The 15916-nt window shown below is 62.8% G+C and carries 18 protein-coding genes; 11 read left to right on the forward strand and 7 right to left on the reverse strand.

Annotated elements, in window-relative coordinates:
* Window positions 1-3 precede the first annotated feature (3 nt).
* Window positions 4-1281: a diguanylate cyclase gene (locus KC8_RS07205; protein ID WP_232455654.1), complete on the reverse strand. Its 1278-nt coding sequence runs from the start codon at window positions 1279-1281 to the stop codon at window positions 4-6.
* A gap of 148 nt (window positions 1282-1429) precedes the next feature.
* On the opposite strand from KC8_RS07205, the gene KC8_RS07210 reads away from it, so the two are divergent.
* Together KC8_RS07210 and KC8_RS07215 are read left to right on the forward strand one after the other, a co-directional pair.
* Window positions 1430-2722: a YceI family protein gene (locus KC8_RS07210; protein WP_010127647.1), complete on the forward strand. Its 1293-nt coding sequence runs from the start codon at window positions 1430-1432 to the stop codon at window positions 2720-2722.
* Between the two features lie 177 nt (window positions 2723-2899).
* Window positions 2900-3862: an NAD(P)H-dependent flavin oxidoreductase gene (locus KC8_RS07215; RefSeq protein ID WP_010127646.1), complete on the forward strand. Its 963-nt coding sequence runs from the start codon at window positions 2900-2902 to the stop codon at window positions 3860-3862.
* Between the two features lie 15 nt (window positions 3863-3877).
* Here KC8_RS07215 and KC8_RS07220 read toward each other — a convergent pair whose 3' ends face one another.
* Window positions 3878-4342 carry a DUF1465 family protein gene (locus KC8_RS07220; RefSeq protein ID WP_010127643.1) on the reverse strand — a complete coding sequence of 155 codons (465 nt, stop codon included), beginning with the start codon at window positions 4340-4342 and terminating at the stop codon, window positions 3878-3880.
* Window positions 4343-4558: 216 nt separating this feature from the next.
* Between KC8_RS07220 and KC8_RS07225 the strand changes: the two genes are divergently transcribed.
* Window positions 4559-5017 (forward strand): Hsp20 family protein, encoded by a 459-nt coding sequence (locus tag KC8_RS07225; RefSeq protein WP_010127642.1) that lies wholly within the window; start codon window positions 4559-4561, stop codon window positions 5015-5017.
* 58 nt (window positions 5018-5075) lie between these two features.
* Here the strand turns inward: KC8_RS07225 and KC8_RS07230 are convergent, their stop codons facing one another.
* Window positions 5076-5273 carry a YdcH family protein gene (locus KC8_RS07230; RefSeq protein ID WP_010127640.1) on the reverse strand — a complete coding sequence of 66 codons (198 nt, stop codon included), beginning with the start codon at window positions 5271-5273 and terminating at the stop codon, window positions 5076-5078.
* Between the two features lie 195 nt (window positions 5274-5468).
* Between KC8_RS07230 and KC8_RS07235 the strand changes: the two genes are divergently transcribed.
* A complete protein-coding gene (locus KC8_RS07235; RefSeq protein ID WP_010127638.1) occupies window positions 5469-5624 on the forward strand; it encodes a YdcH family protein in 156 nt (51 codons plus the stop codon).
* A 154-nt stretch (window positions 5625-5778) separates the two neighbouring features.
* On the opposite strand, the gene KC8_RS07240 is transcribed toward KC8_RS07235, so the two are convergent.
* The 4 genes from KC8_RS07240 to KC8_RS07255 all read right to left on the reverse strand — a co-directional run bounded on the left by KC8_RS07240 (window position 5779) and on the right by KC8_RS07255 (window position 8198).
* The gene (locus KC8_RS07240) at window positions 5779-6180 is read right to left on the reverse strand and encodes a PilZ domain-containing protein (RefSeq protein WP_157663906.1); all 402 of its coding nucleotides are present in this window, start codon (window positions 6178-6180) and stop codon (window positions 5779-5781) included.
* A 109-nt stretch (window positions 6181-6289) separates the two neighbouring features.
* Window positions 6290-6754: an RNA polymerase-binding protein DksA gene (dksA, locus tag KC8_RS07245; RefSeq protein WP_010127636.1), complete on the reverse strand. Its 465-nt coding sequence runs from the start codon at window positions 6752-6754 to the stop codon at window positions 6290-6292.
* A gap of 312 nt (window positions 6755-7066) precedes the next feature.
* Entirely contained in the window at window positions 7067-7642 is a 576-nt protein-coding gene (locus KC8_RS07250) for a hypothetical protein (protein ID WP_138956788.1), read from the reverse strand.
* 112 nt (window positions 7643-7754) lie between these two features.
* Window positions 7755-8198 (reverse strand): host attachment family protein, encoded by a 444-nt coding sequence (locus KC8_RS07255; RefSeq protein WP_010127633.1) that lies wholly within the window; start codon window positions 8196-8198, stop codon window positions 7755-7757.
* A 91-nt stretch (window positions 8199-8289) separates the two neighbouring features.
* On the opposite strand from KC8_RS07255, the gene serS reads away from it, so the two are divergent.
* The 7 genes from serS to KC8_RS07290 all read left to right on the forward strand — a co-directional run bounded on the left by serS (window position 8290) and on the right by KC8_RS07290 (window position 15893).
* Window positions 8290-9570, forward strand: a complete 1281-nt coding sequence (serS, locus tag KC8_RS07260; protein ID WP_010127632.1) for a serine--tRNA ligase — start codon at window positions 8290-8292, stop codon at window positions 9568-9570.
* Window positions 9570-10340: a 5'/3'-nucleotidase SurE gene (gene surE / locus KC8_RS07265; RefSeq protein ID WP_010127631.1), complete on the forward strand. Its 771-nt coding sequence runs from the start codon at window positions 9570-9572 to the stop codon at window positions 10338-10340. Before serS ends, surE begins: the two co-directional genes overlap by 1 nt.
* A gap of 48 nt (window positions 10341-10388) precedes the next feature.
* Window positions 10389-11468 (forward strand): M23 family metallopeptidase, encoded by a 1080-nt coding sequence (locus KC8_RS07270; protein WP_010127630.1) that lies wholly within the window; start codon window positions 10389-10391, stop codon window positions 11466-11468.
* On the forward strand, window positions 11465-12502 hold the full coding sequence (locus KC8_RS07275) for a potassium channel family protein (RefSeq protein WP_010127629.1): 1038 nt from the start codon (window positions 11465-11467) through the stop codon (window positions 12500-12502). Before KC8_RS07270 ends, KC8_RS07275 begins: the two co-directional genes overlap by 4 nt.
* A 100-nt stretch (window positions 12503-12602) precedes the next feature.
* Complete coding sequence (rimO, locus tag KC8_RS07280) at window positions 12603-13943, forward strand: 30S ribosomal protein S12 methylthiotransferase RimO (RefSeq protein WP_029624830.1); 1341 nt, start codon at window positions 12603-12605, stop codon at window positions 13941-13943.
* Window positions 13944-14035: 92 nt separating this feature from the next.
* Window positions 14036-15421, forward strand: coding sequence for a leucyl aminopeptidase family protein (locus tag KC8_RS07285; protein ID WP_010127627.1), 1386 nt, complete (start codon window positions 14036-14038; stop codon window positions 15419-15421).
* 139 nt (window positions 15422-15560) lie between these two features.
* Window positions 15561-15893: a MarR family winged helix-turn-helix transcriptional regulator gene (locus KC8_RS07290; RefSeq protein ID WP_010127626.1), complete on the forward strand. Its 333-nt coding sequence runs from the start codon at window positions 15561-15563 to the stop codon at window positions 15891-15893.
* Window positions 15894-15916 lie beyond the last annotated feature (23 nt).

The following is a 15916-nucleotide window of genomic DNA, read 5'->3' on the forward strand; positions in this document are numbered from 1 at the left end:
GCGTCAGGCCGCCAGCCGCCAGACAGCGCGGCCGGCGCGCTTGGCTTCATAAAGCGCGGCATCGGCACGGACGAGGAGGCCCTCTATCGCTTCCTCGTCATGGTTGCGCGGCGCCACGCCGATGCTGGCGCTAATGCTGAAAGCCCCCTCTGCCAGGACATAGGGTTTTTCGAGCAAGGCCAGCATGCGATCGGCGAAAGCGTGGCAATCGCCTAGCCCTTCGGCCGCGAGCAGGATGACAAATTCGTCACCGCCAAACCGGGCCACCACATCACCTGGCCGGGCCATTTCAGCAATCCGGCGCGCGGCTTCACGCAACACGGCATCCCCGGCGGCATGGCCATGGCGATCGTTGATCGCCTTGAAATGATCGAGGTCGATGACAGCCGCGCCATGCCATGTGGCGCCCGCCCGACCCGCCCGTCGTTCGAAGCCGCGCCGGTTCAGCAACGCCGTCAGCGGATCGCTTTCGGCCTCCGCCTGCAACCGCGCCTGCCGGTTCCGTTCGTCGGAAATATCGATGGAAATGCCGACGATCGTCTCGGGCCGCCCCGTCGCGTCGCGCAGCAATTTGCAGGAAACACGCATCCACCGATATTCCCCGCTGTGGATGCGGACGCGCACATGGACCACGGCACGTTCGGTACGCCCGGTGATCAGCCCATCCATGTCCAGCGTTGAACGATCGTCGGGGTGAACGCGCTCGCCGAATTCGTCAAAGCTAAGGCCCCGCTGGCCTTCACCGCAGACGAACCGGATAAAATAAGGCGACATTGCAAACCGGCTGCCAAGAATATCATATTCCCAAGGGCCGCCATCGAGCACCTCAAGCGCCAGTGCCAGCCGGGCAGCTTCATCGCGTGCCGATCGTTCGGCCGATTTTTGGACCGAAATGTCCTCGACCTGGGCAATAAACAATTCCGGCGCGCCTGCCTCGTCGCGAACGACGGATACGCTCAGCATGCCGTGAGCCGTGTCGCCGGATTTGCGGATATACCGCTTTTCAAGGCGGTAATGATCAATCTCACCGCGCTTGACGGCCTCGAACAGATCGACATCCGCGGACAGATCATCGGGATGCGTCACCGTCTGGAAACGCAGCCCCAGCAGTTCATCGGCCGGATAGCCCAACAGCCGAGCAAATGACGGGTTCACCCGCTTCAGTTCCCCGTCCACGCCAACCAGCGCGATGCCGATCACCGCAGAATGAAACGCACCGTTGAACATCGCCTCGCTCCAACTGGGCGCGGGCGCTACGCTACTTTGGTCGTGACCGGACATGACAGATTGAATCCCCCACGGGCATCGCCCAATCAGCCCTACGCCTGCGCGCCGAGGCTGCCTAATCTAATATTGTTTCTAACCGCAGGTCGGATACCGTTGCTGTGACCATCGACACATCATGCTTTGGGTATTAGCCAGTCAACGGATGGGACCGGCACGCTATTCACATGCCGCAATCGTGCTCCACTGGGCACTTGCTGCGATTCTCGCATTCCAGATCGCGCTCGGCTGGCAACTGGAAACACTGACACTAACCACCGGGAAATTTGCGGCATTCCAGTTGCACAAATCAATCGGCATCACGATCCTTCTGTTGAGCATCGCCCGGCTTGCCATTCGCTGGTGGAAACCGCACCCCGCCCCACACGCCGATCATCCCTGGGCAAAGCGAATGGCCGGCATCGTGCACCATGGCCTCTATATTTTCATGATCGGGGGGCCAATTACCGGTTGGCTACTGGTATCGACATCGCGAATCCCCGTGCCAACCATGCTGTATGGTGCCCTGCCCTGGCCGCATATTCCCGGATTCGATGGCGCGATTCGCGGCAGCGCTCATGAAGCGGCAGAAGCCGCACACAGCGCTTTGACATGGATCGGCATTGCTCTGGTCCTCCTTCATGTCGCCGGCGCGCTTCGCCACCAATGGTTGTTGCGCCAGCCCCTGATCGAACGGATGCTGCCCGCCGCACCGATACGGCTTTCGCCGGGGGGCAGTGCGTTGGCATATGGGCTGGCGCTGGCTTTGATTGGCACCGCGTTCGTTTATGGTGGCAAGATGCGCTTTTACGGTGATCCGGCCGCGAAAGCAGCGCCGGCCGGTGCTGCCGTCATGCCCCCGCCCCCCACACCCCCGAAACCCGCCGAACCGGCCGCCAATGACGCCGTGAAGGCCTCAAGCGACGCCAGCCTTGTTGTTACGGAACCGGAACAATCCTCGCCTGCGAAATGGACCATCGTGCCGGGCGGCCATCTGGGTTTCACCGCAATGTTCACCGGATCCCCGGTCGTCGGCCGTTTCACGCGGTGGGACGGCACGATCCGGTTCGATCCGGATGCGCTCGATAAAACCGATATTCGCATCACCATCGACATGGCATCCGCCGCCACCGCCGATGCCATGCGCGATGAAACGCTGCGCGGCGAAGCCTTCCTGGCAACCGCCAGCCATGCCGCCGCGACCTTCCGGTCGACCAGCGTCAAACCCAGAGGCTCCGACCGATATCGCGCAACCGGCATATTGACGCTGAAGGGTATCGATCAGCCGCTGGCATTGGACTTCAACTTGACCATCAAGGGCAAGCGCGCCGAAGTGAACGGCCATACCGCAATCGACCGATCTGCCTTCGGCGTAGGCACCGGAGAGTGGGCGGATACCGACAGGATCGCAGGCCATGTCGCGATCGACTTCCGCTTCGCCGCCACGCGGCAGGACTGAGTACAGACCCGCACCGGCCGGATGGACTTTATTCACCGCCACCGCGCCAGCATTTTATACTTTTGACGCTACGTCATGGCCTGCGCCGAATTTTGCAGCGATGACAAATCGTTCGAAACAGCCGCATGCTGAATTGGTCCCACTGGACGAAAGCTTGGGTTGCGGTAAGAAATGGGCATGACTTTGCCAGCCATCTTCGACCGGCTTTCACTCCCGGTCATCGCGTCGCCCATGTTCATTGTCTCCGGCGTCGATCTCGTGATCGCGCAGTGCAAGGCGGGGATTGTCGGTTCGTTCCCGGCGCTCAACGCCCGGCCGCAAAGCGAACTCGACGAATGGCTGCATCGGATTACCGAGGAACTGGCAGCGTGGGACCGCGACCATCCCGAAAGCCCGTCGGCCCCGTTTGCCGTCAACCAGATCGTCCATAAGTCCAACGCACGGCTCGATGCCGACGTCGAAACCTGCGCCAAATGGAAGGTGCCGATCGTCATCACGTCGCTTGGCGCGCGCGAAGATCTGAACCATGCGGTGCATGACTGGGGTGGCATCACGCTTCATGACATCATCGACGATCGTTTCGCCCGCAAGGCGATTGAAAAAGGCGCCGATGGCCTGATTGCGGTGGCCGCAGGCGCGGGTGGCCATGCCGGGCGCCTGTCGCCCTTTGCGCTGATCCAGGAAATTCGCGACTGGTTTGCCGGGCCGCTGATCCTGTCGGGTGCCATCGCCAGCGGCCGCGCAATCCTTGCGGCGCAGGCGATGGGTGCCGATCTTGCCTATATCGGTTCAGCCTTCATTGCCTCGACAGAAGGTGTGGCGACCGATGCCTATAAGCAGGCCATCGTCGATGGGCATGCGGCGGACATCGTTTATTCCGACCTCTTCACCGGGGTTCACGGCAATTATCTGCGCGGCTCGATCCTCGCGGCTGGGCTGGACCCCGAAAATCTGCCCCAGGGCGATATCAAGTCGATGGATTTCGGGGCATCGATCACGGCCAAGGCATGGCGGGATATCTGGGGCTGCGGCCAGGGCATCGGTGCGATCCATGCGATCGAGCCGGCCGGCAATCAAATTGCCCGTCTCAAGAATGAATATGCCGCTGCCAAAGCCGAACTGGACGCACGATTCCGGTAATCGCGAAGGCCGGGGTCAGAACGCCTCGCGCAATCGCTCCACCAGGCCCCGCGCGGGGCTGGGCACGGCTGTGACATCGCAAATCTCGCGATCGAGCCGATCAACGCGATCATAAAGATCGCGGCTCGCCGCGATCAGCGTACGCGCCGTAAGCGGCAATTCGGCGATGACCAAAAGATCGCTGTCCTGCGCGCGGCCCAGCCGCCGTCCCGGATCACGCGCCTGCGCCGGCGTCAGTTCGCCCGCCTCGACCGCGCGACGGGTGAGCAGCCAGGCGATGATGTGCATCAGCCGGGTCGTCACCTTCAGCGACTCGCAGGAAAAACTCACCCGGATCACGGGTTCCAGGGAATCGCGCTCGGCCCGGCCCGGCTCGTCGAAATAAGCGCGCACCTCATCGGCCAGCACCATCGCTTCGAGATAAAGCGAATCAACCATTCGCGCCGTCATGCGCCCATCAATTTCCGGTTCGTGCCGCATGCGCGCCTAATGCCACAGCCAGTTCCGCCGGCTAGCCGTAAAAAGGGTGAACGGCCACTACACCCGTCCCGATACGGTGCAGCCAATCTCTTGAAAGGATGCTCTGCCCGCCTATCTCGCTACCGTTGGCGCCGTTGCCCTTTCAGGGGACAGCGCTGGCCGGCCCGGCGGTGATCCGCGGGCCTGAACCCCTCAATGCCAACAAAGGATTGAGCTATGCGTGCTGTTGATTTTGCTCCGCTCCTCCGGTCGTCGATCGGTTTTGAAAACCTCAACCGCCTCGTGGATTTTGCGACCCGAGGGGAAAGCGATGCGTACCCCCCCTATAATATCGAGAAGATTGGCGACGGCGCCTATCGCATCTCCATGGCCGTGGCCGGCTTTTCGCGCGACGAACTCGATCTGACAGTGCAGGAAAATGTACTGATCGTGATCGGCCGCACGGGTGACGGAAGCGAAAATGGCGCCCGTGAATTTCTTCACCGTGGCATTGCCAAGCGTGCGTTCGAGCGCCGCTTCCAGCTGGCCGATACCATCAGGGTCACCAACGCAGGCTATGAAAACGGATTGCTGAACATCGAACTCATCCGCGAGGTGCCGGAACATAAGAAACCGCGCCGGATCGCTATCGACGGCACTGTCCCAGCGATCGAAAACGAGCACGACGCGGCCTGATCGACGCGCCGATACAGAAACGGGGTGGCGGACGGATGTGCGCCGCCCCGTTCGCATGTCAGGCGATGATGTCGGGGATCAGTTGATCCTCAAGCTGCGCGATCTCGTCACGTAAACGCAGCTTGCGTTTCTTGAGTCGGGCCAGCGCAAGCTGATCGGCGGTGGGCGTTTCCGTCATCGCCTCGATCGCCAGATCGAGATCGCGATGCTCCTGTCGCAGGACCTCGATTTGTCGGTCGATGCCGATAGTCTCCATCCCGAAACTCCCGTCATATAAACATGTCCGACCAGCGTTATCGGCGAACGCGCCGCCGCTCAAGCGCACGCATGGCACGCATCCTGCCGCACGCTGCGCCACATCCTGCCGCATCGACCGAAATAGGGGATTACAAGCACACCATTCGGTGATTTACTGGCCTGCCCCCAATCGGAACGGGAAAGGAGGATCCATATGGAGAACACCCATTCGTCCGCATTGATCGCCAAGCATGCCGGGCTGGATGCCCGCATCGCCGCCGAAAATAACCGGCCGGCACCGGATAGCGCGCTGATCGCTACGCTGAAAAAACAAAAGCTGAGAATCAAGGAAGCGCTTCGCAAGATCTGACGCGCTTCGCGGCAATGGTCGCTGCCCGCGAATCGGGCAGCGACGGCCGCCAACCGAACCACACGCCAGCGACGCCAGATCGCGGCACCGCAAAAATGGATAGGCCAGCCCATCGGCCAACCCGATGCGGTCGGATCGCCGATCACACCTTATCTCAGAATTTGGAGCGAACCCCGGGGCGCCGCATCTGCTCTGTCATAGCCGTGCTCATGTCCTGCGCCCGCACAGCCGCTTTCACCGGCACACGCGCCAGCAGAGGGTCGACGGGGTCGTCGAACGCAATGCCGATGCGGCCGCTTGCCCGCCAGGCGATTCGCCCGCGCGCGCGTCCGATGCCCCGCAATTCGGCGACAACGGGGTCGCCCTTCGCACAGTCCTGATCACAATCGACCATCATGCCGCCGGCGGATAGGTTGCGCACGCGCAACAGCAGTGGCCCAGCTTCGCCCAGCGTAACCGCCGCCTGGAGGAACAGGCTGTCGCGCGGCTCCTTGCGCTCGTGCATGACAGGCGCCGAACCGTCATCGTCAATGCCCAAAGTGGTCTTATCGTCCACCGTCGACCCTTGAAATCTCTTATCTTTCGCAAACATACTATAGCACGGCCATGGTTACGACCGGCAAAAGCAGCGATTGCCCGAGAATGGGTTAACGGTGCGGCGGACGCTATTCGTCGCGGGAAACCTTTTCCTGCCGTTCGTGCCGTTCCTGCGCTTCCACGGTCATTGTGGCGATCGGCCGTGCTTCAAGGCGGGCCAGCGAGATCGGTTCGCCCGTCACCTCGCAATAGCCATACTCGCCTTCCTCGATCCGCCGCAGGGCAGCGTCGATCTTGGAAATGAGCTTACGCTGACGATCACGCGTGCGCAGTTCGATCGACCAGTCGGTTTCGCTCGACGCACGATCGGTAACATCCGGTTCCCGCAGCGAATCCGTTTGCAGATGGGCCAAGGTCCCCTGCGCTTCACGCAGAATGGATTCTTTCCAATCGATCAGCTTCTGCCGGAAATAGGCCGTCTGCTGCGCGTTCATGAATTCTTCGTCGACGGACGGACGATAGTCGGCATCGAGTGCGTCGCGCTGCTCGGATCCTGTCCTGATATTGGGAGTCGAATTAAGCGCCGTCGCCATCACGTTCTCCGCTACCGCCCACGTTTACCGCGGTGGATTATTCGTCGGGGCGCTATAGCCACCCCCATAACCGGGCACAAGCGGCGGAATCGGCGACGTTTCGATCTCATACGATTGTTGAACGAACGCCACACTGGCCACACACCCTGTGCCAAGCGCGCGCCCTAACAGATGCCGTGTTGCGGTTTCATGAACCTGATCGGCACCGACTGGTGTGAATAACGACCGTTCTGGCGCCAGTCAGACCCCAAAGAAAAGGGCCATGCCGGGCGGAAACCCGGCACGGCCCAATCATGCGACCCGAATCCGGGTTTAGCGGCTCGCGCCACCTTCCGGCGCGTCGGCGGCAGCGCCGGCCTGCGCATCGAGTTCAGCCTTGGTCATGCCGATCACGGGGCCGTCCTCACTCGCCGCAAAGGCGGTCAGCGGCAGGCGCACCTGCACCTTGCTGGTGTCCACCAGCGCATATTGCGCGTCGACCGATTTGATCGTGCCCACCGTACCGCCAGCGGGGTCCTTCACGGTGGCACCGGCAACCAGCTGGGCCTTCTTCTTGGCCTCCGCCGCAGCGGCCGCTTCAGCATTGGCAGCACCGGCCTGCGCGTCGATCTGATCGCGGGTCATCGCCAGCACTGGGCCTTTTTCACCCACGCCGAATGAGCTGAGCGGGATCGAAACCTTACTTTTCCCCGTGGAAAGCACGGCCAGATCGCCGTTCACAGCCTCGATCGAGCCAACCACGTCGCCAGACGTGTCATAAACCGTCGCGCCTGCCGCAGCCTTGGTTGACGTGGCTGCCGCAGCAGGTGCGGCGGGCTGTTGCGCCAGCGCCGGCACCGCAAAAAGAGCCAATGCCGCAGGGGCCGCAAACCAGGTTTTGAACTGCATCAGAATCATCTCCTTCACTTTCTGTCTCGACCAGACAACGCGAGAAGCGGGCGATCGGGCCACGCCAAGGCGATGAATGGAGGCCTAAAAGGGGTGAGCCGCCCCGCGCCTTTCATTCCGTCGCACGAAGGATACGGCCTATCGCGTCCACCGAATGACCGGTCAGATCCTTGGCGAGTTCCCCCTTCAGCCGATCGCTTGCATCCCGGCTGTAGCGTTTGCGCAAAGCGCCCAATGTGCGCGGTGGGGCGATCACGATCAGATTGTCGAAATGATTATCCATGGCATGCCGGGTCAACATCGCGGCGGTATCTGCGGCGAAGCGATCTTCCTCCTGCTGATGATAATCGGTTTCCTCAAAAGCGGTGCGCGCCGAACCAATGCCCGACATCGCGCGGCCTGGTGCGTCGCTTTTCAGGTCGCGATCCGCGCGATCCGGTTGTTCGGCGGCGTTGATCACCTCGAACTGCGGGTCGATCGCATCACCGGCGTTGCGCAGCAGCAACATCTTGCGTCCATCGGCAACCAGAACGACGCTGTTGTAAGGAACGCGCATCTTTCCCTCCGTCTCGCGTGGAACCTTTCCGCCAACGCGCGAAGGGCTGCGGGGTTGCGCGCATAACGCTGCTTGGGCCATAGCCCCGGCCATGCACGATATACGCGCCATCCGGGACAATCCCGCCACTTTCGATGCCGGCCTTGCACGACGGGGCCTTGCGCCGCACTCCGCCGAAATACTCGCGCTGGATGAAAAGCGTCGTACACTGGCCACCGAACTGCAGGGAATGCAGACCCGCCGCAACGAGGCGTCGAAGGCGATCGGGCAAGCGAAAGCCAAAAAGGATGAAGCGACCGCATCGGCGCTGATGGCCGAAGTCGCCGCGATCAAGGAACGGATGCCGGCCCTTGAGACGGAAGAACAGGAAACCGCCGCCGCGCTGGATATGATCCTGGGCGCGCTGCCCAACATCCCCGCAGACGAGGTGCCCGAAGGCGCCGACGAGGACGCGAATGTCGAGGTCGGCCAGTGGGGTACACCCGGCACCTTCGATTTCGACGCGCAGGAACATGCAGATATCGGCCCCGCGCTTGGCCTTGACTTCGAAAGCGCGGCCGCCATTTCCGGCGCACGTTTCGCGGTACTGAAAGGCGGCATTGCCCGGCTCAACCGCGCGATCGGCCAGTTCATGCTGGACGTGCAGACCGAAGTGAACGGCTATACCGAAGTCGCGCCTCCGCTAATGGTGCGCGACGAGGCGGCGTTCGGCACCGGCCAGTTGCCCAAGTTCCGCGAAGACCTGTTCCAGACGACCGATGGCCGCTGGCTGATCTCAACCGCCGAAATCAGCCTCACCAATCTGGTCCGCGAACAGATATTGGACGAGGCACAACTGCCGCTGCGCTTTACCGCGCTCACCCCCTGTTTCCGTTCGGAAGCAGGGGCGGCCGGCCGCGACACGCGCGGCATGATCCGCCAGCACCAGTTCGACAAGGTCGAGATGGTCGCCATCTCTACGCCCGAGCAATCGGAGGCCGAACATGACCGGATGGTCCGCGCGGCCGAAATGATCCTCGAACGGCTGGGGCTGCCCTATCGCCGCATGATGCTGTGTTCGGGCGACATGGGCTTTACCGCGCGCAAGACGTTCGACCTTGAAGTCTGGCTGCCCGGCCAGGGCAAGTATCGCGAGATCAGCAGCGTTTCCAACTGCGGTGATTTCCAGGGGCGGCGGATGAACGCACGCTTCCGGCCCGCCGGTGATGCCAAGGGCACGCGCTTCGTGCACACGCTCAACGGATCGGGGCTTGCGGTTGGCCGCACGCTGGTTGCAATCCTTGAAAATTACCAGGATGCCGATGGGTCCGTCCGCATTCCCGACGCCCTCAAGCCCTACATGGGTGGAATCGAAAGGCTGACGCCCGCCTGATGCGTATTCTCCTCACCAATGACGATGGCATCCACGCCCCCGGCCTTGCCGTGCTGGAGGCCATCGCGCGGACGATTTCGGACGATATCACCGTCGTCGCCCCGGCCGATGAAATGTCAGGCGCGGGCCATTCGCTGACGCTGACCCGCCCGGTGCGGCTGCGAAAGCATGGCGACAAGCGGTTCTCGGTGACGGGAACGCCCACCGATGCGGTGATGATGGCGGTGGCCGAGATCATGAAGGACAGCCCACCCGATCTGGTGCTTTCGGGCGTCAATCGCGGCGCCAATCTGGGTGAGGACGTTACCTATTCGGGCACCGTTTCGGCGGCGATGGAAGGGGCCTTGGCCGGATTTCGCTCGATCGCGCTGAGCCAGGTCTATGCCAAGGAAGCCATGGGCGATGCCGTGCCGTTCGCGGCGGCCGAAGCCTGGGGGACACGCGTGCTGGCGCCGTTGCTGGCAACGCCGTGGACGCCGGGCACGCTGACGAACATCAATTTCCCCGCCGTTCCCGCCGATCAGGTACGTGGCGTGCGGGTCGTCGGCCAGGGAATCCGCGATTATGGGCGGCTGCGGATCATCAAGGGCACCGATCCGCGCGGCTACAATTATTACTGGTTTGGCCTTGGCGGCGCCGTGCCGACCCCCAAGCATGACACGGATCTGGAAGCGATCGCCGATGGCTTCATCTCCGTCACGCCCCTGCACCTCGATCTGACCCATGGGCCGTCCATCGCTTCGCTGCGCACGGCGTATCAAGGCATTTAGGAGGCAGGGCTATTCCCACGCGTGCCGGCATTGCCTAGACACACATCCATGCTCGGCCGGCCGATCACTCGCTTCACGGTTACACTGATGGGGATTGCCGCGCTGACGGCCTGTGTGGCGCCGCGCGCGCCCGCACCCACTGCCGAACCCCGGCCAGCCGTGCCGCTGCCATCCGCGCCAGTCGCACCACCCGCGCCGCCCCCACTGCCCGCACCGCCGCCACCCTCCTTCGATATCCGCCCGGTCACACCCAACGCCGTCGAAAGCCGGGGCGGCCGCTATATCGTACAGCGCGGTGATACGCTGCGCCGGGTATCCGACAAGACAGGTGCCGCATCCGAAGCGATCGCACGGGCGAATCGCCTCGCGCCGCCATTCGTCATCAGGATCGGACAAAAGCTGACGATCCCGGCAGGACGATGGCATCAGGTGCATGGCGGTGAAACCGGCATCGCCATTGCCCGCGCTTATGGTGTTGAATGGCAGCGCATCGCCGAACTCAATCTGCTGGAAGAACCCTATATCCTGCGCGTGGGCCAGCGTTTGTTGCTGCCGTCCGCCACCGAAGTCGCCAGCATGTCGATGGAAGAACGCGCGGCGGCTTTCTCACTCGACATCGACGATCTGATCACCGGGGGCGAACCAGCGCTGGCTGAACGCGCCACCCCGGCCAAGCCCGCCTCCACCGCGCCGCGCACAACCCCGCTGCCCCCTACCGAAGCCGTCGCGGCCGCGCGGCCCTTTTCGGGCCGGTTCGATTGGCCACTGACCGGCACGATCAAACGTAGTTTCGGCAATTTTGGCAGCGGGCGTCGCAACAACGGCGTCAATATCGCGGCCACCGCGGGCGCGCCGGTCGCGGCTGCGGCCGATGGCGTCGTCGCCTATGCCGGAACCGATCTCACCGCCTATGGCGGGCTGATCCTAATCCGCCACAACGATACGTGGACCACCGCCTACGGCCACGCATCCGAACTGCTCGTCACACGCGGACAGGCGGTACGGCGCGGCCAGATCATCGCTCGGGCAGGCGCCACCGGCCATGTCGATAGCCCACAATTGCATTTCGAGATCCGTCAGGGGGCAAAGCCGGTCGATCCCCTAATCTATCTGCCGAAACGCAGTTGAACCGGCCCCGGATCTTTCACGTTCCCGCCTTTGCGCCGCTGCGCCGCAAGTCGCCGCTGCCAATATGGCTTTCGTTGCTGCTGCGAGTGGCCTTGGCCTTTGGGCTGATCGCCATTGCGCTCGCCGTTCATTGGCTCGATCGCACCGGACTGCGTGACAATATCGATGGCCATGTCAGCTTCACCGACGTCCTCTATTTCACCATGGTCACGGTCACGACGGTAGGGTTTGGCGATATCGTACCCGTGACCGATCGGGCGCGAATGTTCGATACGTTTCTCGTCACGCCGATCCGCCTGTTCGTCTGGCTGATCTTTCTGGGGACGGCCTATGATTTCGTCTTCAAACGCACATGGGAGAAATGGCGGATGAGCCGGATCCAGCGCAACCTGAACGGCCATGTCATCGTCACCGGCTTCGGCACCAGCGGGTCGGAAGCGGTGCGCGAACTGATCGCACGGGGCACGCCCGCACACGAAATCGTCGTGATCGATGGCCGCAATGCCGCGCTGGCCCAAGCCGAGGAAATCGGAGCCTCCGTGCTGGAAGGCGATTCGACGCGCAATGCCACGCTGTCCGCCGTCCACATCGAGCGTGCACGCGCGATGATCGTTTCGGCTGGCCGTGACGACACGTCGATCCTGATCGTGCTGACTGCCCGGCGCCTTGCCCCACATGTGCCGATCAGCGTGGTGATCCGGTCCGAAGATAATGAAGCGCTCGCCCGACAGGCTGGCGCGACCACCGTCATCAATCCGGTCAGCTTTTCGGGTTTGCTGCTGGCCGGATCCACCGATGGCCCGCATATTGCGGAATATATGGCCGACCTTGCCGCCCATGATGGCCGGGTCGCGCTACACGAACGCAAGGCAACCCCCGCCGATATAGGCAAGCCACTTTCCGAGATCACAACGGGCCTGGGCGTGCGCATCTACCGCAACGGCACGCCACATGGCTTCTGGAATGAAGCAGCGCAACGGATCGAAGCGGGCGATATCATCGTGGAAATCGTGCCAAGGCTCACAGGCGGCTGATTTCCTGTCGCCACAAAAACGCCGATTTCGCGGCCACTGATGCGAGAAATCATCCCCCCTCTCGCAAATTGGCGCGCAATCCACTATGTGGCGCGCTCCCATGGCAACAACACTCCCCTCCCCGCCGAAAATCGGCATGGTTTCGCTCGGCTGTCCCAAGGCTTTGGTCGACAGCGAACGGATTCTCACCAAACTGCGTTCGGACGGCTACGAGATGTCCGGCAATTATGACGATGCCGACGTCGTGCTGGTCAACACTTGTGGCTTCCTCGATTCGGCGAAGGAAGAAAGCCTGGAAGCCATTGGCGAGGCAATCGCCGAAAATGGACGCGTCATCGTCACCGGCTGCATGGGCAATGAGGCGGAGGTGATCCGCAAGCGTTTCCCCGGCGTCCTCGCGGTCACCGGCCCGCATCAATATGAAGCGGTGGTGGGTGCGGTACATGAAGCGGCTCCCGTGCCGCCATCACCATTCCTCAATCTGGTGCCGGAACGCGATCTCAAGCTGACGCCGCGCCACTACAGCTATTTGAAGATTTCCGAAGGCTGCAACCATCGCTGCGCCTTTTGCATCATCCCATCGATCCGTGGCGATCTTGTCAGCCGCCGGCCCGATGCGATCCTGCGCGAAGCCGAAAAGCTGGTCGAGGCGGGCACGAAGGAACTGCTGGTCATCAGCCAGGACACGTCGGCTTATGGCGTCGACATCAAGCACCAGCCCCGCGCCTGGAAGGGCGGCGAGGTGCGCGCCCACATGACCGATCTGGCCCGCGAACTGGGCAAGCTCGGCGCATGGGTGCGGCTGCACTACGTCTACCCTTACCCCCATGTCGATCAGGTCATTCCGCTGATGGCCGAAGGGCTGGTGCTGCCATATCTGGATATTCCGTTCCAGCACGCATCCCCCAATGTGCTGAAGGCAATGAAGCGCCCGGCAAACGAAGCCAAGGTGCTCGATCGTCTGAAATCATGGCGTGCGATCTGCCCGGACATCGCTGTCCGTTCGTCTTTCGTCGTGGGTTTCCCCGGCGAAACCGAGGAAGATTTCCAATATCTGCTCGACTGGCTGGATGAAGCACAGCTCGATCGCGTCGGCGCTTTCCGCTTCGAACCGGTCGAGGGCGCAGCCGCGAACCTTCTGCCCAATCCGGTACCGGAAGCGGTGAAGGAAGAACGTTACGCACGGATCATGGAAAAGACCGCCGCGATCTCGGCCGCCAAGCAACAGGCGAAAATCGGCCGCACGCTGGACGTGATCATCGATGCGGTCGACGCCGAAGATGGCGGTGCTACCGGCCGGTCCAAGGCCGACGCACCCGAAATCGACGGCGAGGTCCATCTGCGCGATGCCGGCCATATGAAAGCCGGCGATATCGTCCGCGTGCTGATCGAGGACGCTGACGAACATGATCTGTTCGGAGTCGAGGCGGGGCTGGCATAACAGGCCGGCCGCGCCGCAGAAAACGGCGCATCCCCCTTTTGCGCCCACGTTCCTGCCTCGCCCAGGCCGCCGGAATTGGCTAGGAACGTAGCATGACAGACTTTGCCGCGCTCCTACAGGCCGATCGGGGGCAACCCGCCCATCTCATCCACACCGTCCATAAGGACGGTTTCGAGGATTGGCTGACCGGGCAGCCCGAACGGACGCGGGTGGCGCTGGATGCCGCACTGTTCAAAGGCAAGCCGGAACAGTTCGCGTTGATCCCCGGCGCAAAGCCCGAAGACTGGTCTGCTGTTATCGGCGTACCCGAACAGAACGGCCCATGGAATCTGGCGGGCGCAGCGGCAAAGCTCCCCGCTGGCACCTATCGTCTCGCCGATGGGGATTCCGGACCTGCGGCGCTGGGCTGGCTGCTCGCCCATCATCGCTTCGACCGCTATCGCAGCGAAGCCGAACCCATTCCCCAGCGCGTGTTGCTGACGGCCGATCCCGCACGCATCGCGGAGGTGGTGCGGCAGGCCGCTGCCGTCGCCCTCGTCCGCGATCTGGTTGATACACCGGCCAGCGACATGGGGCCGGCCGAACTGGCATCCGCCGTGGAGGCGATCGCCAACGCCAACGGCGCGAATTTCACCGTCATCCAGGGCGACGCGCTGGCGCAGGGTTATCCGATGATCGCCGCCGTCGGGCGCGCGGCCACCCGCGCACGCGCGCCGCGCCTGATCGAACTGGAATGGGGCGATGCCGCCCATCCCCGCGTCGCATTGGTCGGCAAGGGCGTCTGCTTCGATTCGGGCGGTCTCGATATCAAGCCCTCAGCGGGCATGCTGCTGATGAAAAAGGATATGGGCGGGGCCGCGCATGCGCTGGCCCTGGCATCCCTTATCATGCAGGCCGGATTGCCGGTACGCCTCCATCTGCTGATCCCCGCCGTCGAAAATGCGGTCGCGGCGGAAGCCTTTCGCCCCGGCGACGTGCTTTCCAGCCGCAAGGGCATCAGCGTCGAAATCGGCAACACGGACGCCGAAGGCCGCCTGGTGCTGGGCGATGCGCTGGCCCGCGCGGCGGAACATGATCCCGCGCTGATCATCGATTTCGCCACGCTCACCGGCGCGGCACGCGTCGCACTTGGCCCTGATCTGCCAGCCATGTTCGCCAATGACGAGACGCTTGCCAGCGACCTGATCGCCGCAGCCACCCTGGCATCCGATCCGATCTGGCGACTGCCTTTGTGGGCCGGCTACGCCGATATGCTCAAATCCACGGTGGCCGACATCAACAATGCCGGCGAAGGGGGAATGGCCGGATCGGTGACGGCCGCGCTGTTCCTGCAAAAATTCGTTCCTGCGACAACGGCTTGGGCACATTTCGATACGTTCGCGTGGCGCCCGTCCGCCAAACCTGGCCGGCCACGTGGCGGGGAAGCGCTGGGCCTACGCGCCGCGTGGGAGATGCTACGCACGCGTTATGCCGGCTGATCAGAGCGACTTTTTTTACATTCCCGGCACGCGATCATGAAACCTGCAGCCGCCTGACTGGTTGTTACGGCCGAGGGCCAATTCCGCGCCCGTAACCGACGAGGTAGGCACCGTGCCGGATCGAACGCTTTACGAATGGATGGATGCGCTGGTGCGCTATGTCCGTTCGGGCAACCCCGATCTAACCAATCGCCAGATGGCCCTGCTGATGACTGTCTATCTGCAATCCGGGCCGCATACGGTGCGCGGCCTGGCCCATATGCTGCATGTATCGAAGCCCGTTGTCACACGCGCCTTGAACACGCTTGGCGCACTCGGCTATCTGCGCCGGGAACGGGACGAGTCCGACCGGCGCAACATCTTCGTCGCGCGCACGGACAAGGGAGCGGAATTTCTTGCAAGCTTCGGAAACCTCATCACGGGCGGCACAGGCCAGCCCGACCAACGGAAAGCCGGCAGCACGGCGGACTGAACGTTTCCGCCTGACCGGGCCGA

This window comes from Sphingomonas sp. KC8 (assembly GCF_002151445.1).
Taxonomy (GTDB): domain Bacteria; phylum Pseudomonadota; class Alphaproteobacteria; order Sphingomonadales; family Sphingomonadaceae; genus Sphingomonas_E.

Excerpts from the sequence above, each read along its gene's own strand:
- KC8_RS07220 (WP_010127643.1), bottom strand. The coding sequence starts at position 4,342 with ATGCGGCACGAACCGGAAATTGATGGGCGCATGACGGCGCGAATGGTT.
- serS (WP_010127632.1), top strand. The coding sequence starts at position 8,290 with ATGCACGATATACGCGCCATCCGGGACAATCCCGCCACTTTCGATGCC.
- KC8_RS07210 (WP_010127647.1), top strand. The coding sequence starts at position 1,430 with ATGGGACCGGCACGCTATTCACATGCCGCAATCGTGCTCCACTGGGCA.
- KC8_RS07285 (WP_010127627.1), top strand. The coding sequence starts at position 14,036 with ATGACAGACTTTGCCGCGCTCCTACAGGCCGATCGGGGGCAACCCGCC.
- KC8_RS07290 (WP_010127626.1), top strand. The coding sequence starts at position 15,561 with ATGGATGCGCTGGTGCGCTATGTCCGTTCGGGCAACCCCGATCTAACC.
- KC8_RS07255 (WP_010127633.1), bottom strand. The coding sequence starts at position 8,198 with ATGCGCGTTCCTTACAACAGCGTCGTTCTGGTTGCCGATGGACGCAAG.
- KC8_RS07250 (WP_138956788.1), bottom strand. The coding sequence starts at position 7,642 with ATGCAGTTCAAAACCTGGTTTGCGGCCCCTGCGGCATTGGCTCTTTTT.
- KC8_RS07235 (WP_010127638.1), top strand. The coding sequence starts at position 5,469 with ATGGAGAACACCCATTCGTCCGCATTGATCGCCAAGCATGCCGGGCTG.
- rimO (WP_029624830.1), top strand. The coding sequence starts at position 12,603 with ATGGCAACAACACTCCCCTCCCCGCCGAAAATCGGCATGGTTTCGCTC.
- KC8_RS07215 (WP_010127646.1), top strand. The coding sequence starts at position 2,900 with ATGACTTTGCCAGCCATCTTCGACCGGCTTTCACTCCCGGTCATCGCG.
- dksA (WP_010127636.1), bottom strand. The coding sequence starts at position 6,754 with ATGGCGACGGCGCTTAATTCGACTCCCAATATCAGGACAGGATCCGAG.
- KC8_RS07230 (WP_010127640.1), bottom strand. The coding sequence starts at position 5,273 with ATGGAGACTATCGGCATCGACCGACAAATCGAGGTCCTGCGACAGGAG.
- KC8_RS07205 (WP_232455654.1), bottom strand. The coding sequence starts at position 1,281 with ATGTCCGGTCACGACCAAAGTAGCGTAGCGCCCGCGCCCAGTTGGAGC.
- KC8_RS07270 (WP_010127630.1), top strand. The coding sequence starts at position 10,389 with ATGCTCGGCCGGCCGATCACTCGCTTCACGGTTACACTGATGGGGATT.
- surE (WP_010127631.1), top strand. The coding sequence starts at position 9,570 with ATGCGTATTCTCCTCACCAATGACGATGGCATCCACGCCCCCGGCCTT.
- KC8_RS07225 (WP_010127642.1), top strand. The coding sequence starts at position 4,559 with ATGCGTGCTGTTGATTTTGCTCCGCTCCTCCGGTCGTCGATCGGTTTT.